General features: G+C 63.8%; 13 protein-coding genes. 3 read left to right on the top strand and 10 right to left on the bottom strand.

The genetic code is table 11. The features are described 5' to 3' along the window. Positions 1-116 precede the first annotated feature (116 nt). Positions 117-1,646, top strand: a complete 1,530-nt coding sequence (locus L981_RS24915; protein WP_043622628.1) for an FGGY-family carbohydrate kinase — start codon at positions 117-119, stop codon at positions 1,644-1,646. A gap of 75 nt (positions 1,647-1,721) precedes the next feature. On the opposite strand, the gene L981_RS24920 is transcribed toward L981_RS24915, so the two are convergent. From L981_RS24920 to L981_RS24965, 10 genes are all read right to left on the bottom strand, one after another. Then, positions 1,722-2,348 carry an outer membrane protein gene (locus L981_RS24920; protein WP_043622629.1) on the bottom strand — a complete coding sequence of 209 codons (627 nt, stop codon included), beginning with the start codon at positions 2,346-2,348 and terminating at the stop codon, positions 1,722-1,724. Between the two features lie 202 nt (positions 2,349-2,550). Then, positions 2,551-3,888, bottom strand: coding sequence for a HAMP domain-containing sensor histidine kinase (locus L981_RS24925; protein WP_043622630.1), 1,338 nt, complete (start codon positions 3,886-3,888; stop codon positions 2,551-2,553). Next, positions 3,885-4,559 (bottom strand): response regulator transcription factor, encoded by a 675-nt coding sequence (locus L981_RS24930; RefSeq protein ID WP_043622631.1) that lies wholly within the window; start codon positions 4,557-4,559, stop codon positions 3,885-3,887. The genes L981_RS24925 and L981_RS24930 overlap by 4 nt, the downstream gene beginning before the upstream one ends. Positions 4,560-4,817: 258 nt before the next feature. Continuing rightward, complete coding sequence (locus L981_RS24935) at positions 4,818-5,624, bottom strand: FkbM family methyltransferase (protein WP_043622634.1); 807 nt, start codon at positions 5,622-5,624, stop codon at positions 4,818-4,820. 350 nt (positions 5,625-5,974) lie between these two features. Then, entirely contained in the window at positions 5,975-7,714 is a 1,740-nt protein-coding gene (locus tag L981_RS24940; protein ID WP_043622637.1) for a M14 family metallopeptidase, read from the bottom strand. Then, on the bottom strand, positions 7,711-8,565 hold the full coding sequence (locus tag L981_RS24945) for an ABC transporter permease (RefSeq protein WP_043622639.1): 855 nt from the start codon (positions 8,563-8,565) through the stop codon (positions 7,711-7,713). The genes L981_RS24940 and L981_RS24945 overlap by 4 nt, the downstream gene beginning before the upstream one ends. Before the next feature lie 4 nt (positions 8,566-8,569). After that, a complete protein-coding gene (locus L981_RS24950; RefSeq protein WP_043622640.1) occupies positions 8,570-9,493 on the bottom strand; it encodes an ABC transporter permease in 924 nt (307 codons plus the stop codon). Between the two features lie 61 nt (positions 9,494-9,554). Then, on the bottom strand, positions 9,555-11,042 hold the full coding sequence (locus tag L981_RS24955; RefSeq protein WP_371258909.1) for an ABC transporter substrate-binding protein: 1,488 nt from the start codon (positions 11,040-11,042) through the stop codon (positions 9,555-9,557). Between the two features lie 90 nt (positions 11,043-11,132). Next, complete coding sequence (locus tag L981_RS24960) at positions 11,133-12,965, bottom strand: ABC transporter ATP-binding protein (RefSeq protein ID WP_043622644.1); 1,833 nt, start codon at positions 12,963-12,965, stop codon at positions 11,133-11,135. 13 nt (positions 12,966-12,978) lie between these two features. Then, positions 12,979-13,563, bottom strand: a complete 585-nt coding sequence (locus L981_RS24965) for a winged helix DNA-binding protein (RefSeq protein ID WP_043622645.1) — start codon at positions 13,561-13,563, stop codon at positions 12,979-12,981. A 121-nt stretch (positions 13,564-13,684) separates the two neighbouring features. Between L981_RS24965 and L981_RS24970 the strand changes: the two genes are divergently transcribed. Continuing rightward, positions 13,685-17,305, top strand: coding sequence for a hydantoinase B/oxoprolinase family protein (locus L981_RS24970; RefSeq protein WP_043622646.1), 3,621 nt, complete (start codon positions 13,685-13,687; stop codon positions 17,303-17,305). A gap of 290 nt (positions 17,306-17,595) precedes the next feature. Next, entirely contained in the window at positions 17,596-19,497 is a 1,902-nt protein-coding gene (locus L981_RS24975) for a methyl-accepting chemotaxis protein (RefSeq protein ID WP_043622648.1), read from the top strand. Positions 19,498-19,581: the final 84 nt, after the last annotated feature.

Below are 19,581 nucleotides of genomic sequence, written 5' to 3' on the forward strand. Positions count from 1 at the left end.
TCGCTCAACCGGAACCGCTTCATGAGCGATGCTCCGGGGCAAGAGGAACGCTGCCGCTGTGAGGACACCGGCGGCGTTCCGGAAAAGGAATTATGGACCTTGGGAGGGGTTCGGCAATGGGTAAATATCTGCTCGGGATCGATGCCGGGAACACCGTGATCAAGACGGTACTTTTCGATCGCGACGGGAACGAGATCGCGATGGCTGCGGAAGAAGGACACAGCCACGTGCCGATGCCCGGCCACGTCGAGCGTGGGCTCGGCGAACTGTGGAGCCATGCCAAGGTGGTGATCCGCGCCTGCATCGAGCGCGCCGGCATCGATGCCAGCCAGATCGCCGCGATCGGTTGCGCCGGGCACGGCAACGGACTTTATGCGCTCGATCAAGACGGGGAACCGCTTGTCGGCATCCAGTCGCTCGATACACGCGCCGCTGGCCTCGTCGAAGAGTGGCAGGCCGCAGGTGTCGGCGAGCGAACCTATCCGATCGCCGGACAGAAGCCCTGGCCATCCCAGACGCCGACCTTGCTTGCCTGGCTGAAGCGCCATCGGCCGGAGCAGTTTGCAAGGATCGGCACGGTGTTTCTCTGCAAAGACTTCGTCGTCAATCGCCTGACCGGCGCGCGCGTCAGCGACGTCTCGGACATGAGCGGCGCGGGTCTGCTCGATGTCGCCGGCCGGCGTTACGATGCGGGATTGATGAAGGCCTATGGCCTCGGCGACGACATGGCCCTGCTGCCCGATCTCGCCGAAAGCGCTGATATCGTTGGACGCGTCACCGAGGAAGCGGCGGCGCAGACGGGTCTGGCTGCCGGCACGCCCGTCGTAGGTGGGCTCTTCGATGTGGTCGCCTCGGCGATCGGCTCAGGCGTCACCCGCACCGGTGCGGCCTCGATCATCGCGGGCACCTGGAGCATCAACCAGGTGATCATCGATCAGCCGGATCTTTCGCGCCCGCTCTTCATGTCTTCGACCTTCGACCGCGAGCGCTACATGGCGATCGAGGCGAGTGCCACGTCTGCCGCCAATCTCGAATGGCTGGTGCGCGAACTCTTCCCGCATGACGGAAAGGACGGCCGGTCGCCCTTCGATCTCTGCTGCCAGCTGGCGGCCGAGATCACGCCGGCCGCGGATGATCCGCTTTATCATCCGTTCCTCTATGGCGCGCAGCAGGACGGCAACGCGCGGGCGGGCTTCTACGGCGTTGCCGGCTGGCACGGCAAGGGGCATCTGGTCCGCGCCGTGCTTGAAGGTGTCGCCTTCGGCCATCGCCAGCATATCGCGGCGTTGCGCGCGGCCGGCGCGCGCTTCGACGAAGCTGTGCTTTCGGGTGGCGGATCGCGCAGCCTGATCTGGCCGCAGATCTTCGCCGACGTGCTCGACGTGCCGGTCACGGTCGCCCGTTCGCGCGAGACCGGCGCACTCGGTGCGGCGATTACGGCAGGCGCCGGCATCGGCCTTTTCGCCGACATCTCCGCCGGTGCGGCGGCGATGGTCAAGACCGAGCGCCACTACCGGCCGAACCCGGCACTTGCCGCGCATTACAACAGGCGCTTTGCGCTTTACGGCGAGATCGCCGCCGCTCTGGCGCCGCTCTGGCGCCGGCTGGCGACGCCCGAGCGATCGGCGCGGGAAGCGGCGGAGTGATCAAGGCAGGGGCATCGATCTGTGGGGGCGCTGCGGGGAGGAACGTTGCCGCGCCGCCGCAAACCGTCTGACCCGTCAGAAACGCATGTTGATGCCGGCCTTGATGACGTGGCTGTTGATGTCCTTCTCGCTGGAGCCTGAGCTCGTGTGGGTGCGGACATCGGGCGTCGTGATGTAGTTGTATTCGAGCTTGGCGGAGAGGCCGCCGGCAAAGGCCTGTTCCACGCCGGCGCCGAGCAGATAGCCGCCCTTGAAGCCGACGTCGTTACGCACGTCGCCGCCCTTCTTGTAGCTGGTCATGGCATAGCCGGCCGTGCCGTAGACGAGCGTCTGGTCGAAGGTGAGACCGGCCTTCGCCTTGATCGCGCCGCGCCATTTCTCCTTGAGCTTGCCGCCATTGACCTTGTGCTCGGTGTCGCCGAGATAGGAGCCTTCGATTTCCGCGCCGACGATGCCGGGGCCGGCCTGCATGTTGTAGCCGGCCTGGACGCCGAGTGCGACGCCGTTACGGTCGGCGAACGGATTGGGGCTGCCGGTAAAGCCAAGGCCGCCATGGGCACCGACATAGGCGCCGCTCCAGCTGAAGGCTGGCGGGTCCTGATAGGTGGGGGCGGAGAAATCAGCCGCCCGGGACGATTGTGCGCCGCAGAGGGCGAGGAGGGTAAGACCCGACCAGATGGAAAGCTTGCTGGACTGCCGCATTTTCTTGCTCCGTGCATAGGAAACGCGCCTTGGTGGCGCTTGCGTCCTCCCATGCGCGCTCACCTTCGGGGCGAGATGGCCATGTTTGGACGGTACACCGCCTTTGTCGGCCTCGCGGATTGCATCAACATTGCGCAACTTGTCTAAGTTGCTGATTTTGTTGTTAGTTGTCTGTTAACCATAAGCCCCACGGAGACATGACCTAGCCGGTCGGCAAGGTGATCCGGAAGCAGGCGCCGCCCTTGGGATCGTCGACCACCGAGATGTGACCCTTGTGGCGGCCGATGATTTCGCTGACCAGATGCAAGCCGAGGCCGGCGCCATGGTCTCGCGGCTGCAGGCGGTGGAAGGGCTCGAAAATCCGCGCGCGTTCCCTTTCCGGAATGCCGGGGCCTTCGTCGGTAACCTCGATCACGCCGCCGCGCTCCACCCGGATCGTGATCAGGCCGCCGGCATGTTCGATGGCGTTGCGCACGAGATTGGTGACCGCCCGCTCGATGGCGCCGGTATCGCCGCGAACGACGACGCGCTCCGTGCCCGGAGCGAAGGAAAGGTCGCAGCCGGCCGAAAGGGCAAGCGGAGCAAGGTCGGCCGTCACGTCGCGGCAGAGCGAAACCAGGTCGAGCTGCCCGAAATCCGTGCCGTCACGATCGATGCGTTCGAGATCGAGCAACTGTTCGGCAAGCCCGGCAATACGGTTGGAATCGATCAGCAGGCGGTTCCGGAGCGGGCCGGCCTCCATGCTTTCCAGGCGCGTATGCAGGATCGCGACCGGGGTCCGAAGCTCGTGCGCGGCATCGAGGATGAAGCGCTGGCGGCGTTCGTAGCCTTCATCGAGGCGCTGCAGCGCGCCGTTGAAGGCCTCGACGAGCGGCCGCACTTCGCCGGGAATGCGATGATCGGGCAGCCGAGCGCCGCGGCGGTCGACATCGATCGTCTTGGCCTGGTCGACCACCTCGGCGAGGCCCGCAAAGGCGCGCCTCACAATGATCGGAATTGCGAAGGCCGGGATCAGCACCACGATCAGGACGATCGGCAGCAGCAGCAGGTTGGCCAGGATGAACACCGCGAAGGACGCGCTCCAGAGCCGCCCGCCGCCGGCAAGCACCGTGTAGGTGCCGCTGTCCGTGGTTACCGAGCGCACGATCGACGAGAGTGTATAGGGCTCGATGCTGTCGCGCATATCGCCAAAGGCGATGCGGTCAAGGTGCTCGCCGATGCTGCGATAGGCGTCCGGCACAGGCCCGCTGCGGATCATCTCGCCGCGTTCGTTCCGCGCGACGAACCAGAAATCTGCGGACTCGGCCCGCATGGCAAGCAGTTGCGGCGTTTCCACCAGCGTCAGTCCACCGGCAGGATCCGGCCGGATAGCCCCGGCTGCGATCGATGCCGCATCGGCATCGAGGAACTTACCGCCGAGATCGGCCCGCGTCAGCAAGGCCATGAAACCGGCGATGACCGCCATCAGCAGCAGCACCTGAAAGGTCAGGATCTGCCAGATCAGCCGCTTCTTCAGCGAGTTGGTGGAAACGTTTTTCATGGAGTGGGTCTCAGAAGGTAGCCGACGCCGCGGATGCTGTGAATTTCGACGCCGGCACCGGTTTCCGAGAGCTTGCGGCGCAACCGCGAAACATGCGCGTCGAGAGAGTTGGACTGGATTTCGTCGTCATAGCCATAGACGGATTCTTCCAGCGTCGAGCGCTGCACCGTGCGCCCTTGCCGGCGCGCCAACGCCTCCAGTACCAGGAGTTCCCGCCGCGGCAGGTCCAGCACCCGGCCGTCGACGCGGGCCTGTCTGCCTTCGAAATCGAAGATCAGCTGGCCGATGCGGGCGGTGATCGGCGCAATATCCGGCGAACGCCGCATCAGGGCACGGATGCGCGCCAGCAGTTCCTCCACGGCAAACGGCTTGGCGAGATAGTCGTCGGCGCCCATGTCGAGCCCCCGGACCCGTTCGTCGATCGCGCTGCGCGCCGTCAGCACGATCACCGGGATACCCGATCGCAGCGCGCGCACCCGAGGGATCAGCGACAGGCCGTCGCCGTCCGGCAGTTGCCGGTCGAGGATGATGCCGTCGTGAACCTGGTTGGCGAGCGCCGCCATTGCATGGTCGATCGACGGTGCATGGTCGAGGATCATGTCATAGCGGCTGAGCGCGGCGCTGAGCGCGGCCGCCATTTCCAGCTCATCCTCGACAAGGAGCAGGCGCATTGAATATCTCCGAATCCGATAGGCGTGTCTCGTTCACGTCTGGTGGACGAGGATTGCAACAACGTTGCGGCCTTTCCTGCCTTTTTAGCGGCGAGGGCGGGAGCCCGGCAATGCAGCGCGGGTGATGCTTACCGTGTTCGGATGGGACGGAGAGAATGCCCGCGCATCCGGACGGCGGGCGATCGGAAGAAGGCCAGTAAAGTAGCCTTGCGCGGCAGCGCCGGTGGGCTGCCACGCGAGACCGTCATCAAAGCGTGATCAGCGCGATTTGGCCTTGAACAGCGCGGTCACGCGCTGCGGGTTCCAGTCGACGGCCTCGAAGCCCGCATCGATCAGGATGTTGAAGACGGGGACCAGAGTGCTCTCCTTGTTGACGCCCTTTTCAAAGCCGCAGTCGACCGTGACATAGGCGGTCGATTTCAGCATTTCGCGTGCGCCGGTCAAAATCTCAGGCTCGGCGCCTTCGGCTTCGATCTTCAGGACGGCGATCTTCTTCAAGCCGACCTCGGCGGCGAAGCTGTCAAGGCTGCGCACCTTGATCTTGAATTGATCGACATATTCATCGGTTTCGAACAGCGAGCCATCGGCGGTCGAAGGTTTCGAATAGAAGGTCAGTTCGCCATCATGCGACCAGAGCCCGAAGCGGTTCGTCCCGCGCGCGCCGTCGAAATTGTTGAGATCGCAGCAATCGGCCTCGAGGTTCTCGGGCTCGAAGGCGTGGTACTCAAGCCCCTTGCCGCGGCTAAAGTTGCCGAGTTCGCCCACATTCGCGCCGCAATCGATGAAGGCCCCTTCAAGCGGTTCGGTGATGTGGTGCAGCAGGTATGAGCGCGTCAGTTGGGTCATGCGCGCATCGATGCCACGCTTGTAGAGCCAAAGCCGATCGCGGCGGCAGATATGCAGTTCGTTTTTGCCATCCGTCAGCGTCATGATGGCGTCGTTGTCGTTCATCGCGATGCGATGCTTGTGACCCTTCAATGCACTCGTGCTGTTTGCCAGTCTGACGAACTGACGGTTGGAGATCCCCTCAATCAATGATTGCTGAGCGCTTTTCAGCAGCTTCATCTAAATTTCGCCCCCGCGATATAATCATGTCGTGTTGCCCCGAGATCAGATGGGAAATAGCCCAATGATCCCATATGATTGCCCTCTCAGGCATTCCTGTCGGGCCGTCAACGGGGAGTGTGACGGTTTTCCTACTCATGATTGCATTTGTACCCAGGAAAATCGCTGGCTATCGCTTTTGCCGCGGCGGTGTTGACACCGCAGCCCCGGCGCGTCGCCGCCGCTATGAAGCAGGGCCGAGCGACCGCAGGTGCGTGCGCGATCAGGGAGAGGTTTGGGAGCCAAGGATGTGCCGCTGCCCAAGGGCACGCAGCGGCACGGACCGGCCATAAGCCGGTCGATGGTGGCGGTCAGGCGACCGCCATGATCCGCTGGAATGCGTCATAGGCCGCGAGCACCGTTTCCTTCTGCGCCTCGTGGCCGGCAATGAAGGCATCGCCGTAGATGGTCTCATCCGGGTACTCGGTGATCAGCGTCAGCGGTGCCGTGTGGCGGTCGTCGACGGAGATCATGCAGGGGAAGCCGTTGATGATGCGGAAACCGGTCTCGCCGGCATGCGTCTCGTAAAGCGCGATCTGCGCGTTGTTATAGGCGAGCAGGCCCGGAACGGCCGCAAGCCGCTCGGTGACTTCCGCGATCAGCTGTTCGGCGCGCGCTTCCCATTCGGCGTGGTGGCGCATGATCAGGAAGAAACCCTTGGGCAGGGTCCACATGGCAAAGCCGCGCGGCACATAGCCCGAAAGCGGTCGCGTCCATTCATGCGAGGGATAGCCGTGCAGGTTGACGTGCAGCTGCGCGCCCGTGAGGCGCTCGGCCTCCTTGCGGATCTCGCGCTCGTTGAGTACGGCACCCGTACGGTATTCGAGATCGTCGCCGAGAGCTGTGTAGCGGGCGGCGTGGTGCATGTGCAGCGGGTTGTCCACCCGCAGCCGCTGGTGCACGGCGTAGCCGTCGGGGTTTTCGAGCGGCGAAATGGTGAAGTGGCTGCCGGCGCGGGCGCCAAGCGTCTGGGCGGCGCGAAGCACGCCGACGATGCCGGTCGTCTCGTTCGGGTGCTGACCGCCGCTGATCATCACAGCGGCGTCGGTTCCCTTGTGGTAGCGAGCCTTGACCGGCCGGCCGGCACGCGACTTCGCCTCGAAGGGCTCGCCGTCGATCGCGGTGAGTTCGGCGTGGATCTGCGCCACCGCCAGCGGTGCCTCGGCGGTATTAAGCGGCAGGGTTTCGCCGTCGACATCAGTCGCCTGCAGCGGCAGCACCTTGACGACGACCGTTGGCTTGCCGACGCCGAAGACGATCTCCGGCACGATCTGGCCCGGCTTCAGGCCGCGGTCGCCGAGCGGACGTCCGGATTTCTTCTGGAAGACTTCGAGCAGCGAGAAATAGAAGTCCTCGTGCAGCGCCTCGCGAAGGCTGATGACCTCTTCGCCAACCGGCAGGCGGAAGTCGGTGATCGGCAGGGTCGCGCGGATGTTGAGCTCTTCGAAATAGGGCTCGCTGTCGCCCCAGGCGTGATCGGCGATCGCCTGCATCGTACCGGCAAACAGCCGCTCATAATCGGTCTCGAGGTGGCACTCGCGATGTTTGTCGCAGCCCTCGTCGAGGCGGATCCAGCCCGTCGGCGACAAAAGCGTCTCGCCGATGAAATCGGTGTGGATGCGGTTCGGGGCAAAGACCGCGTGGTTTTCCTGGCGCCCGTCCCGGAAGGCCAGCGCCACATCGTAGGTGAAGGCCTTGGTGCTGCCGGCCTCGAAGCGGATCTCGGCGTCGCCGACGAGAGCTGCGAGCGGATAGGCTTCGAGCAGGAAGCGGTTCTGAGGGGCGCCCTCATGCTGGGGATAGCGGACGACGACGCTTGAAAGCGCTGCGCGATCCACTTCTTCCAGGAAGAAATGCAGCAGCGGCTTGTAGGCGCTCCTGAGCGCTGCCTTGACGCCAAAGCTTGCGAGCTTCTGTTCGGCGGCCTTGCGGCTGGCGGCATCGTCGAACAGCCAGGCTTCGAGCTTGGTGCCGCGGGCGGCTTCCTTGCCGTAGGTGGTCAGCAGCGTGTCGAGCGTGCGCTCGAAGGCGCCTTCGAAAATCGTCGTCATCGTGAAGTTCTACCGGTTGGGTCGAGGCTGTCGCGCAGCCAGTCGCCGAGAAGATTGAGGCCGAGCACGGTCAAGAGGATTGCAAGGCCCGGGAAGACGCTGACCCACCAGGCGTTCTGCAGGTAGGTGCGGCCGTCGGCGAGCATGCCGCCCCAGCTCGGGATCAGCGGATCGACGCCGAGGCCGAGGAAGGTGAGGCTGCTTTCGAGCAGGATGTTGTTGGCGACGTTGAGCGTCATCAGGACGATCACCGGGCCGATCAGGTTCGGCAGCAGGTGCTGGAACAGGATCTTGTAGTCGCGCACGCCGATGGCGCGGGCCGACTGGATGAATTCGCGTTCGCGCAGCGACAGCACCGAGCCGCGCACGAGGCGGGCATATTGCACCCATTGCGACACGATCAGCAGGATGATGGTGTTGCCAAGTCCGCCGCCGACGATGGCGATGAAGGTGATCGCGAGCAGAATGAAGGGGAGCGCGAGCTGAACGTCGGCAAAGCGCATGACGATCATGTCCCAGAAGCCGCGGTAGTAACCCGAGACAAGCCCCATGACCACGCCGACGACGACGGCGCCGGCAACCGAGGTCAGGCCGACGAGCAGCGAGATCTTGCCGCCGGCAACGACCCGGGCCAGCACGTCGCGGCCAAGTGGGTCGGTGCCGAGCGGATGCGCCCAGTTGACGAAGGGCGGCGTCAGTCGCGCCATCAGGTCGATCTTGTCGACGCCACCCGGAAAGAGCACGCCGGAGAAGACGACGGCGAGGCAGATGCCGCCGGTCAGCAACGCGCCGAGGATGAACTCGAGATTGCGGAAGCGGGCGAAGCGGGAGTTTGCAGCCTTTGACGTCATCGGCTCACTCCGTCCGGATGCGCGGATCGACGAGGCCATAGGCGATGTCGACCAGAAGATTGACGAACACGATCATCAGCGAAAGCACTGTTATGACCGCCTGGAGCACGGGGTAGTCGCGGGAAGCGACCGCGTCGAAGGCGAGCGTGCCCATGCCCGGCCAGTTAAACACCAGCTCGACGACGACGATGCCGCCGAGCAGGCCGCCGAACTGCAGGCCGAAATAGGTGATCAGCGGGATCGCGCAGTTACGAAGCGCGTGCTTGTAGAGCACCTTGCTTTCGCTGAGGCCCTTGGCGCGCGCGACCATGATGTATTGCGACTGCAAGGTTTCCAGCATCGCGGTGCGCACCAGCCGCACATTGGTTGCCGTCAGGATGATGCCCATGGTCAGCGCCGGCATGATGAAGCTTGCAAAGCCGTCCATGCCGCTCGGCGGCAGCCATTTGAGGACGATCGAGAACAGCAGCACCAGCATGATGGCCAGCCAGAAATTCGGGAAGGACAGACCGATCAGCGACAGAATGCGGATCGTCTGGTCGGCCCATTTGCCGCGGGCGACGGCGGCGCGGATGCCGAGCGGAATGGAAATCGCGATCGAGACGATCAGCGAGGCAAAGGCAAGCAGCATGGTTGCCGGCAGGGCCGAGGCGATCAGTTGCGACACCGGTGTGCCGCCCATGAAGGAGCGGCCGAAATCGAGCCTGAACATGCCCGTGATGAAATCGGCATATTGCGCCAGGAAAGGCTGGTTGAGGCCGAGGCCCTCGCGGATGCGCACGAGGTCGGCCTCGGTGACGCTGCCCGCACCCTGCGCCAGCATCAGCGCCGGGTCGCCGGTGAACCGGATGGCATAGGAGACGGTCAGTGTCACGACGAACACGACGAAAACCGCCTGCAGAAAACGTTTGATCAGAAATCCGGCCAAGTGACCCGCCCTTTAAGGAAAATGGTCCGCCGCCCCGAAGCGGCGGCGGACCGCACTGTTTTTACTCGACCGTCACATCCGTCAGCCGCAGGCGGCTGTCCGGCACCGGCACGAAATTCTTGACGCGCTTGCTCACGCCGAAGATGGCGTTGAGGTTGTAAAGCGGCATCTCGAGCGAGCGGTCGGCGGCGTAGTTGGCGATCTGCTTGAGGATTTCCTCGCGCTTCGCCTGATCGGTGATCGAACGCTGCGACTCGAGCAGCTTGTCGAGTTCCGCGTCCTTGTCGTAGGGGTTCCACTTTTCGCCCGAGTGGTACATCGAGTAGGCGGTGTTGTCATAGTCGAGCGTCCAGCCGCCCCAGGACTGCTGGAACATCGCGCCGGTCTTGCCGGCCGGGATGATGTCGTTCAAGAGAACGTTGGTCTCGTACGGCTTGATCGTGGCGTTGATGCCGATCAGCTGCAGGTAGCTTGCGGTTGCCTGCACGACCTCGTTGAAGGTCGCGTCGTTGCCGCGGACGTCGATCTGCACGGAGGCACCCGGTGCAACACCGGCTTCCTTGAGCAGCGCCTTTGCCTGTTCCGGATCGTAGGGCAGCGGCTTCATTGCCGGGTCGAAGCCGAAGGAGAGCTTGCCCTGGAAGCTGGCGATCGGGTCGGCCTGGCCGGCGAGGATCGACTGGATGATGGTGTCGCGATCGACGCCGAGGATCAGCGCCTTGCGGACCTTCGGATCCTTGGTGATACCGTCGCGGGTGTTGAAGCGCAGCGCGTAGACCGTCGGGCCGGCGCTGGAGACGATCTCCAGGTTGCTGTCGCCCTGGATCGTCGGGATCATGCCGATCGGAATGGTCGGCGGGATGACGAGATCGACGCGGCCGGCCTGCAGCTCGGCAACGGCGGTCGCCGGCTCCGAGATGAAGCGGTAGTTGAGGTTGGAAAGCTTCGGCGCGCCGCCCCAATGCTCGGCAAAGGCTTCGAGCTTGATGCCGACCTTCGGCTCATAGGAGACGAACTTGAACGGGCCGGTACCAACAGGATGGGCGTTGAAGTAGTCCTCGCCCTTCTCCTTTATGTACTTCGGCGGAACGATCATCGCACCGTAGCCGGCGAGCTTGGTGAGAAGCACCGGATCCGGGGTCTTGAGAACGAGGTCGACGGTCTTTTCGTCGACGATCTCGACCTTCTCGATCACGGCATAGTTGGACTTCTGCGGGCCCTTGGAACCTTCTTCGCCGAGCAGACGGTCGAAGGTGAACTTCACCGCTTCGGCGTTGAAGGGCTCGCCATTGTGGAACTTGACGCCTTCGCGCAGCGTGAAGCGCAGGCGCTTGCCGCCGTCGAGCTCTTCCCAGGCGGTCGCAAGACCGGGTACGAGCTTCAAGTCGGGGCCGCGATAGGTCAGGCCGTCATAGATGTTGGTGGCAACCGACGCCCAGTTGACGAGGAAGGTGTCGACCGGGTCCCAGCTTCCCGGATCCTGCGGCGAAGAAACCGTCAGCGTGCCTGCGGCAAAGGCCGGGGCTGCGGTCATGAAACTGCCCGCCATCGCAAGTGCGATGAAAGCGGCGTGGATCCCCTTTTTGTTGATCATTTACTCACTCCTGTTTCGACAGCCTTCTTGAGAAGAGAAAGCGGCTCACGCACCCTTGGCCACGTAATGGCCAGGGGCGATTTCTTTGCGCGGCAGCACCGCGGGTTCGTCGCCGACACGGCGGATCGGGCTCGGGATTTCGCCCTCCAGCATGGCGCGCTCGCGACCCTTGCCGGGTTCGGCGACCGGGACGGCGGAAAGCAGCCGGCGGGTATAGGGATGACCGGGCGTTTCGAATACCTGCTGGCGGCTGCCGAATTCCATGACCTGGCCGAGATAGAGCACGGCCACGCGGTGGCTCATGCGTTCGACGACCGCCATGTCATGGCTGATGAAGAGATAGGCGAGACCCTCCTGTTCCTGCAGCTCCATGAACAGGTTGATGATCTGCGCCTGGATGGAAACGTCGAGGGCCGACAGCGCCTCGTCGGCGATGATCAGCTTGGGGCGGGAGGCAAGTGCGCGCGCGATGCAGACGCGCTGGCGCTGGCCGCCGGAGAATTCATGCGGATAGCGCTTGGCATGCGCGGCCGTCAGGCCGACGCGCTCCAGCAGTTCATGCACGCGCTTTTCAATTTCCTTTTCGCCAAGGATCAGGCCATGGGTGCGGATCGGCTCGGCAATCGAGAAGCCCACGGTTTTGCGCGGGTCGAGCGAGGCGAAAGGATCCTGGAAGATGTACTGGATTTCCTGCTTCAGCCGCTGCCGCTCGGCATAGCTCATGGCCGAGACCGGGCGACCGCCGAAGAGGATTTCGCCCGACGTGGCGCTCTGCAGCTGCTGGATCGTGCGGCCGATCGTCGACTTGCCCGAGCCGCTTTCGCCGACAAGCGCCAGCGTTTCGCCCGGGAAGATGTCGAAGCTGACATTCTCGATCGCATGCACGCGGTGCGTCGCCTTGCCGAAGAGGTTCTTGCGCACGTCGAAGCGGGTGACGAGATCGCGCACCGAAAGGATCGGTGCAGCGTCGTAGCGCGCGGTGCGCTGGATATGGGTTTCGCCGACACGCTTCGGCTCGCCGTCCACCATCATGGTCAGCGGCAGGCGCTTGGGGAATTCCTCGCCGGTCATGCTGCCGAGCTTCGGCACGGCGGAAAGCAGCGTCTGGGTATAGGGATGCTTGGGGCTTGCGAAGATCTCGTCGACCGGGCCTTCCTCGACCTTTCGGCCCTTCCACATGACAACGACGTCGTCGGCCATTTCGGCGACGACACCCATGTCATGGGTGATGAAGATCACCGCCATGCCGAGTTCTTTCTGCAGGTCGCGGATGATCGTCAGGATCTGCGCCTGGATCGTCACGTCGAGCGCCGTCGTCGGCTCGTCGGCGATCAGCAATTTCGGCCGGCAGGCAAGCGCCATGGCGATCATGACCCGCTGACGCATGCCGCCCGAGAGCTGATGCGGATAACGGCCAATCAGTTCGGCGCTGTCAGGAAGGCGGACCATGTCGAGCAGGCGGCGCGTCTCGACGAGCGCTTCGGCCTTGGTCATCTTCTCGTGCAGGATCAGCACTTCGGCGACCTGGTCGCCGATGGTGAAGACCGGGTTCAAGGACGTCATCGGCTCTTGGAAGATCATGGCGATCTCCTTGCCGCGGATCGCGCGCATGGTCTTCTGCGGGGCGTTCGTCAGATCGATTTCGCCGTCCTTGCCGCGAAACAGGATGCGGCCGGTCGGAAACTGGCCGCCCATCATGTCGGAGAGCCGCATGATCGACAGCGACGTCACCGATTTGCCGGAGCCGGATTCGCCGACGATTGCGAGCGTCCGGCCGGGCGTCACCGTGAAGCTCAGGTCTTCGACGACAGGATTGCCGTTGAAGGCGACGGAAAGCTTCTCAACGGCGAGCAGGGGCGCAGGCTTTTCGACGGTCACGCGGTCTTCCTTGTTACAATGTGGTCGCGGCGCGCGCGGACTGTTCATAGGCGCCCGACATGAAACGCAGGACGGCGGCGATCTCGGAAAGCGTCTCTTCGGAAGGACGCGCCTTGGCGGTGGAGGAAACCAGCAGCCGCTCGCGGATCTTTGCGTAGCGCGTGCAGGCGTCCGAGCCCTTGTCGGTGATGAGGATCGTCTTTTCCTTGCCTTCCTTGCCCGTCGTTACCAGGCCGGCGGCTTCGAGCTTGCGGATCGCATAGGTCGCGACATGGGTGTCTTCGATGTCGAGCACGAGACAGATGTCGGCGAGCTTCTTGCCGCGATCGCGATGACGGATCGTGTGCAGGATCAGGATTTCGATGGGGGAGAGACCGGGAACGCCGGCAGCCGCCATGCAGCGCATCATCCAGCGATGAAAGGCGTGGGATGCCAGAATCAGCCCGTATTCGACTTCGGAAAGACCGGGGGAACCACCTTCGGCCAGGTGCGCGGAGGAAACGATCGGGCCGATGGCCGCGACCGGCTTTAGATGTTCGGGCAGGGCATTTTCGGCCCATTCCCTTCCTTCGAAGCTATCCTCCGACTTCTTCGTCATTCAGCTCTTCCTCATCTTGACGATTTTATGTCATCATTTTATCGACATTTTGTCAACGAACTGCTTTGATGAATTTCCGGGCTTGCACAATGAAGCGGCTCGCGAATGAGAGGGATGGACAATGAGCGCACGCGAAACCGGCAGCTGGGACTTCTGGATCGACCGCGGCGGCACCTTCACCGATGTCATCGGTCGCGATCCGCAGGGCAATCTGCATGCGCGCAAGGTGCTTTCGGAAAATCCCGAGGCCTACCGCGACGCGGCCGTGCAGGGCATTCGCCTGCATCTGGGCCTTGCGACCGGTGCGTCGATCCCGACCGGTCTCATCGGCGAAGTGCGCATGGGCACGACGGTCGCCACCAATGCGCTGCTCGAGCGCAAGGGCGAGCCCTTGGCGCTGGTGACGACGAAGGGTTTCCGCGACGCGCTGAAGATCGGCTATCAGGAACGCAAGAAGATCTTCGCGACCGAAATCATCAAGCCGGAAGCGCTCTACCAGGATATCGTCGAGCTCGACGAGCGGGTGCTGGCGGACGGTATCGTCGAGCAGCCGCTCGACGAGGCAAAGGCGCGTGTTGCCCTCGAAGACCTGAAGGGCAAGGGCTACAAGGCCGTCGCCATCGTCTTCATGCATGCCTACAAATACCCGGAGCATGAGGCGGCCGTTGCCCGCATTGCCCGCGAACTCGGCTTCGAGCAGGTCTCGGTCAGCCACGAGGTTTCGCCGCTGATCAAATATGTCGGCCGCGGCGACACCACCGTCATCGACGCCTATCTCTCCCCGGTCCTGCGCCGCTACGTCGCTCAAGTCTCGGGCGAGCTCGATATTGCCCGCACTGGCGCGCGCGTCATGTTCATGATGTCGTCGGGTGGCCTGACGGCAGCGGAGATGTTCCAGGGCAAGGACGCCATTCTCTCCGGTCCGGCCGGCGGCGTCGTCGGCCTGGCCAAGACCGGTGAAGCCGCGGGCTTTGATCGCGTCATCGGCTTCGACATGGGTGGCACCTCCACCGACGTCGCCCATTTCGATGGCGAATATGAGCGTGCGTTCGAGACGGAAGTCGCCGGCGTGCGTGTACGCGCGCCGATGATGTTGATCCACACCGTTGCCGCCGGCGGCGGTTCGATCCTGCATTTCGACGGCGAGCGTTTCCGCGTCGGCCCGGATTCGGCCGGTGCCAATCCCGGCCCTGCCTGCTACCGCAACGGCGGCCCGCTCGCGGTTACCGACGCCAATGTCATGCTCGGCAAGCTGATGCCGGACTTCTTCCCGGCTCTTTTCGGTCCGAACCAGGACGAGCGTCTCGATGTCGAGACCGTGCGTGGCCGCTTTGCCGCCATGGCAACCGAGATCGGCGATGGCCGCAGCCCCGAGGACGTGGCCGACGGTTTCATCCGCATCGCCGTTGCCAACATGGTCGAGGCGATCAAGAAGATTTCCGTGCAGCGCGGCTATGACGTGACGCGCTATGCGCTCAGTTGCTTCGGCGGTGCCGGCGGCCAGCATGCCTGCCTCGTTGCCGACCAGCTCGGCATGAAGAGCATTCTCGTGCATCCGATGTCCGGCCTGCTCTCGGCCTACGGCATGGGCCTTGCCGATATCCGCTCGACCCGCCAGAAGGCGCTCGGCGTCGCGCTCGACGACCAGGCGCCGGCAGCGCTCAGCACGCTGGGCGCCGAGCTGGAAGTCGACTGCCTCGGCGAACTGGAAGCCCAAGGAATTGCCCGCGACGAGATCCGCACCCATCTGCGCGCCCATATCCGCTATGCCGGCACTGATACGGTGCTCGCCGTCGACGCGACCTTTCCGGCGCATGACGACATCGCCCGCCTGCGCGCCGAGTTCGAAGAGCTGCACAAGCGCCGCTTCGGCTTCGTCGCCGACAACAAGGCGCTGGTCATCGATGCCGTCGAAGTCGAGACGGTCGGCGGCGGTGCGGCCCAGATGGAGCGCGAAGGCGCATCCGTCACCACGGGCATGCCCGACGTTTCACGCCGTACACGCTTCTATTCGCAAGGCCAGTTCCACGACGCGCCGGTCCTGCTGCGCGCCGAGCTGAGCCCCGGCCAGCGGCTCGACGGCCCGGCGATCATCATCGAACCGAACCAGACCGTCGTCGTCGAGGATGGCTGGCAGGCGGAACTGACCGCCAAGGACCATATCGTGCTTCGCCGCGTTAAGGTGCTGCAGCAGCAAAGCGCGATCGGCACCCATGCCGATCCCGTCATGCTGGAGATCTTCAACAACCTCTTCATGTCGATCGCCGAGCAGATGGGCGTAACCCTGCAGAACACCGCCTATTCGGTCAACATCAAGGAACGGCTCGATTTCTCCTGCGCCGTCTTCGACAACCGCGGCAATCTGGTCGCCAATGCCCCACATATGCCGGTGCATCTCGGCTCCATGGATGCCTCGGTCGCAACCGCGATCCGCGAAAACCCGGTCATCCATCCGGGCGACGTGTTCCTGATCAACGCGCCCTATAACGGCGGCACGCACCTGCCTGACCTCACCGTCTGCACGCCGGTCTTCGACGATGCCGGACGAGAGATCCGTTTCTGGGTCGCCAGCCGCGGCCATCACGCCGATATCGGTGGCATCTCACCGGGCTCGATGTCGCCGCTTGCCACTAACATCGAGGAGGAAGGCGTCTACATCGACAACTTCAAGCTCATCGATGCCGGCCGCTTCTGCGAAGCGGAGCTCGAAACGCTTCTGAACGGTGCGCGTTATCCGGTGCGCAACATCCTGCAGAACGTCAACGACCTGAAGGCGCAAGTTGCGGCCAACGAAAAGGGCGTCGCCGAACTCAAGAAGATGATCGCCCAGTTCGGCGAGGATGTGGTCGAGGCCTATATGGGCCACGTCCAGGACAATGCCGCCGAGAGCGTGCGTCGCGTGCTCGACCAGTTGCCGGACGGTGAGTTCTCCTACGAGATGGACCAGGGCTGCAGCATCGTGGTCAAGATCACCGTCGATCGCGACAAGCGCGAGGCGACGGTCGATTTCACCGGCACGTCGGAACAGCGCGGCGACAACTTCAATGCGCCTGCGCCCGTGACGCGCGCGGCGGTGCTCTATGTCTTCCGCGTGCTGGTCGAGGCCGACATTCCGATGAACGCAGGCTGCCTGCGTCCGATCCACATCGTCATCCCCGAGGGCACGATGCTGACGCCGCGCTATCCGGCGGCCGTCGTCGCCGGCAATGTCGAGGTCAGCCAGGCCGTCACCAACTGCCTGTTCGGTGCGGTCCAGAGCCAGGCGGGCGCGCAAGGGACGATGAACAATCTGACCTTCGGCAACGACAACTATCAGTATTACGAGACGATCTGCTCCGGCGCGCCGGCCGGTCCCGGCTACAACGGTGCCGATGCGGTCCACACCCATATGACCAACTCGCGCCTCACCGACCCGGAAATCCTCGAAACCCGCTTCCCGGTGGTGCTCGAAGACTTCCACATTCGCCTCGGCTCCGGCGGTCGTGGCCAGTGGCACGCCGGCAACGGCACGAAGCGCACGATCCGGGCGCGCGAAACGCTCGATTTCGCGATCCTCTCCGGCCATCGCCGCGTCGCGCCCTTCGGCATCAAGGGCGGCAGCCCGGGTGAACTCGGCCGCAACATCGTTCGCCGCAATGACGGCCGGACGGAGGAGCTGTCGGGCTGCGCCCACACGGTGCTCGAGGCGGGCGAAGCCTTTACCGTGGTGACACCCACCGGCGGCGGCTACGGCCGGTCATAGGCCGGAGACTGAAATCTCCCAAGACTGCTGCGGTGGTCTGCGGGCGGGCGAGCGATCGTCCGCCCGTTTTTCGTTCTGGGATATGCGCCATTTCTTTTGCTGCATATGCGAAAAGACGTGATCGCTTTTTTAACTCGAATTTAAATTCGAAATTACTAAGTGCTCATTGGTCAGTGCGCGCCCGACCTCCTCCCTCGACGGCGCTTGCAAACATCCGGTCCTCCTCCCGCCGGTTTGGCTGACCATGTCCCTCCCAACAGCGCGATCGCGACATCCAAGGAGTCACGGCAGTGACGTTCAAGAACCTCTCGATTTTGACCAAGGTCGGCCTCGTGGTCGTGGTCATGGGCATTTCCTCCATTCTGATTGCGCTCGCCGGAGCGCGTGGTCTTTCCTCGCTCGGTGCGACGATCGTCGATGTCGGCGCCCGTGAGGAAGCAGCGCGCGAGGCGATGGACCTGCGGGTCGACATCATTGCCGTCAGCCGCATGACCTACCAGCTCGCCGCCGCGCCTGAGAACGCTGCCGAATTTGGCGCGGAAACCGAGAAGCGTGCCGAAGAAATGCTCGGTCGCCTGACCAAGATCGAGGCCGTCGCCGACGATGCCGAAGACAAGCTGTTGAACGACATTCGCCTGACGCTCAACAGCTACTTCGACGAGATCCGCGCCATGGTCGCCGTTGCCGCCGAAAAGGGCGGCGATGCCGGTGCCGTCAAGGCCGCACTCGACAAGGCGCTCGAAGCCCAAAAGACGGTGACGGCAACGGTCAAGACCTACAGCACCTATTCCGGCGATGCGCTGGCGACGGCCCGTGAAGAGGCGCTCAACTCCTCGTCCGTGGCCATGACGATCCTTGCCGCCGCCGCGGCGCTTTGCGTACTCTTCGGCGTCGGCGTCAGCCTCGTCGTTGCCCGCCGCGGTATCGTCATGCCGGTCCGTGACCTGACCTCGACGATGAGCGAACTTGCGGACGGCAAACTCGATGGAGATGCGACGGACGTTTCCCGCCAGGACGAGATCGGCGAGATGGCCCGCGCCGTTGAAGTCTTCCGCAAGAACGGCATTGCCATGCGTGCGATGAAGGCGCAGGAAGCAGCCCTCCATGCCCGCAGCAGCGACCTGCAGTCCAACATCAGCGTCGTCGTCGCCTCGGCCGTTGCCGGCGATTTCACCGGCCGCATCAACAAGGACTACGAAAACGAGGACCTCAACCGTTTTGCCTCGAGCGTCAACGAGCTGGTGTCGAGCGTCGACCAGACGGTCAACGAGGTTCGCCGCGTCATTGCAGCCCTTGCCGATGCCGACCTGACGCAGACCATGCGCGGCGAATTCCACGGCGCCTTTGCCGAGCTGCAGGTGAACGTCAACCAGACGATGGTGACGTTGCGCTCGACCATGCAGAACGTGCGCAGCGCCGCAAGCACCATCAACGACAACTCGGCCGAACTGAGCTCGGCTGCCAATGATCTTTCCAAGCGCACGGAACAGCAGGCGGCAGCGCTTGAAGAGACCGCTGCGGCACTCGACGAGATCACCTCGACCGTGCGCACCGCCTCCGAGCGGGCGAACGAGGCGCATGAGATGGTGCGTGCCACCAAGGAAAGCGCCGGCCGTTCCGGTGCGATCGTCCGCAGCGCGGTCGACGCGATGGGGCGCATCGAGGATTCGTCGAACCGCATCAACCAGATCATCTCCGTCATCGACGAGATCGCCTTCCAGACGAACCTGCTGGCGCTCAATGCCGGCGTCGAAGCGGCACGCGCCGGCGAGGCCGGCCGTGGTTTTGCCGTTGTCGCCCAGGAAGTGCGAGAACTCGCCCAGCGTTCGGCCAATGCGGCCAAGGAGATCAAGACGCTGATCCACAGCTCGGCATCGGAAGTCGAAACCGGCGTTTCGCTGGTGCGTTCCACCGGCGAGGCGCTGCTGGAGATCGAGACGCTGGTCAACAATGTCAGCGGCCACGTCAACACGATCGCAACTGCTGCCCGCGAGCAGGCGACTGCGCTGCAGGAGATCAACACCTCGGTCAACCACATGGACCAGATGACCCAGCAGAACGCGGCGATGGTCGAAGAGACCACGGCGGCGAGCGGCACACTCGCCGAAGAAAGCCGTCAGCTGCGCACGATGTTGGCGAAGTTCAAGCTGGAAGCTGCTGCGGCACGTGAAAGCTGGAGCCGCGCGGCCTGATCGAGCGGCGCAATCGCCACGACGTTACTGACGTTCTCGCTGCGGCGGCACTGTCGTTTCTGCACCCCGTGTTGACGGGGGTAG

The sequence above is a fragment of the Ensifer sp. ZNC0028 genome (assembly GCF_000799055.1).
GTDB lineage: Bacteria > Pseudomonadota > Alphaproteobacteria > Rhizobiales > Rhizobiaceae > Ensifer.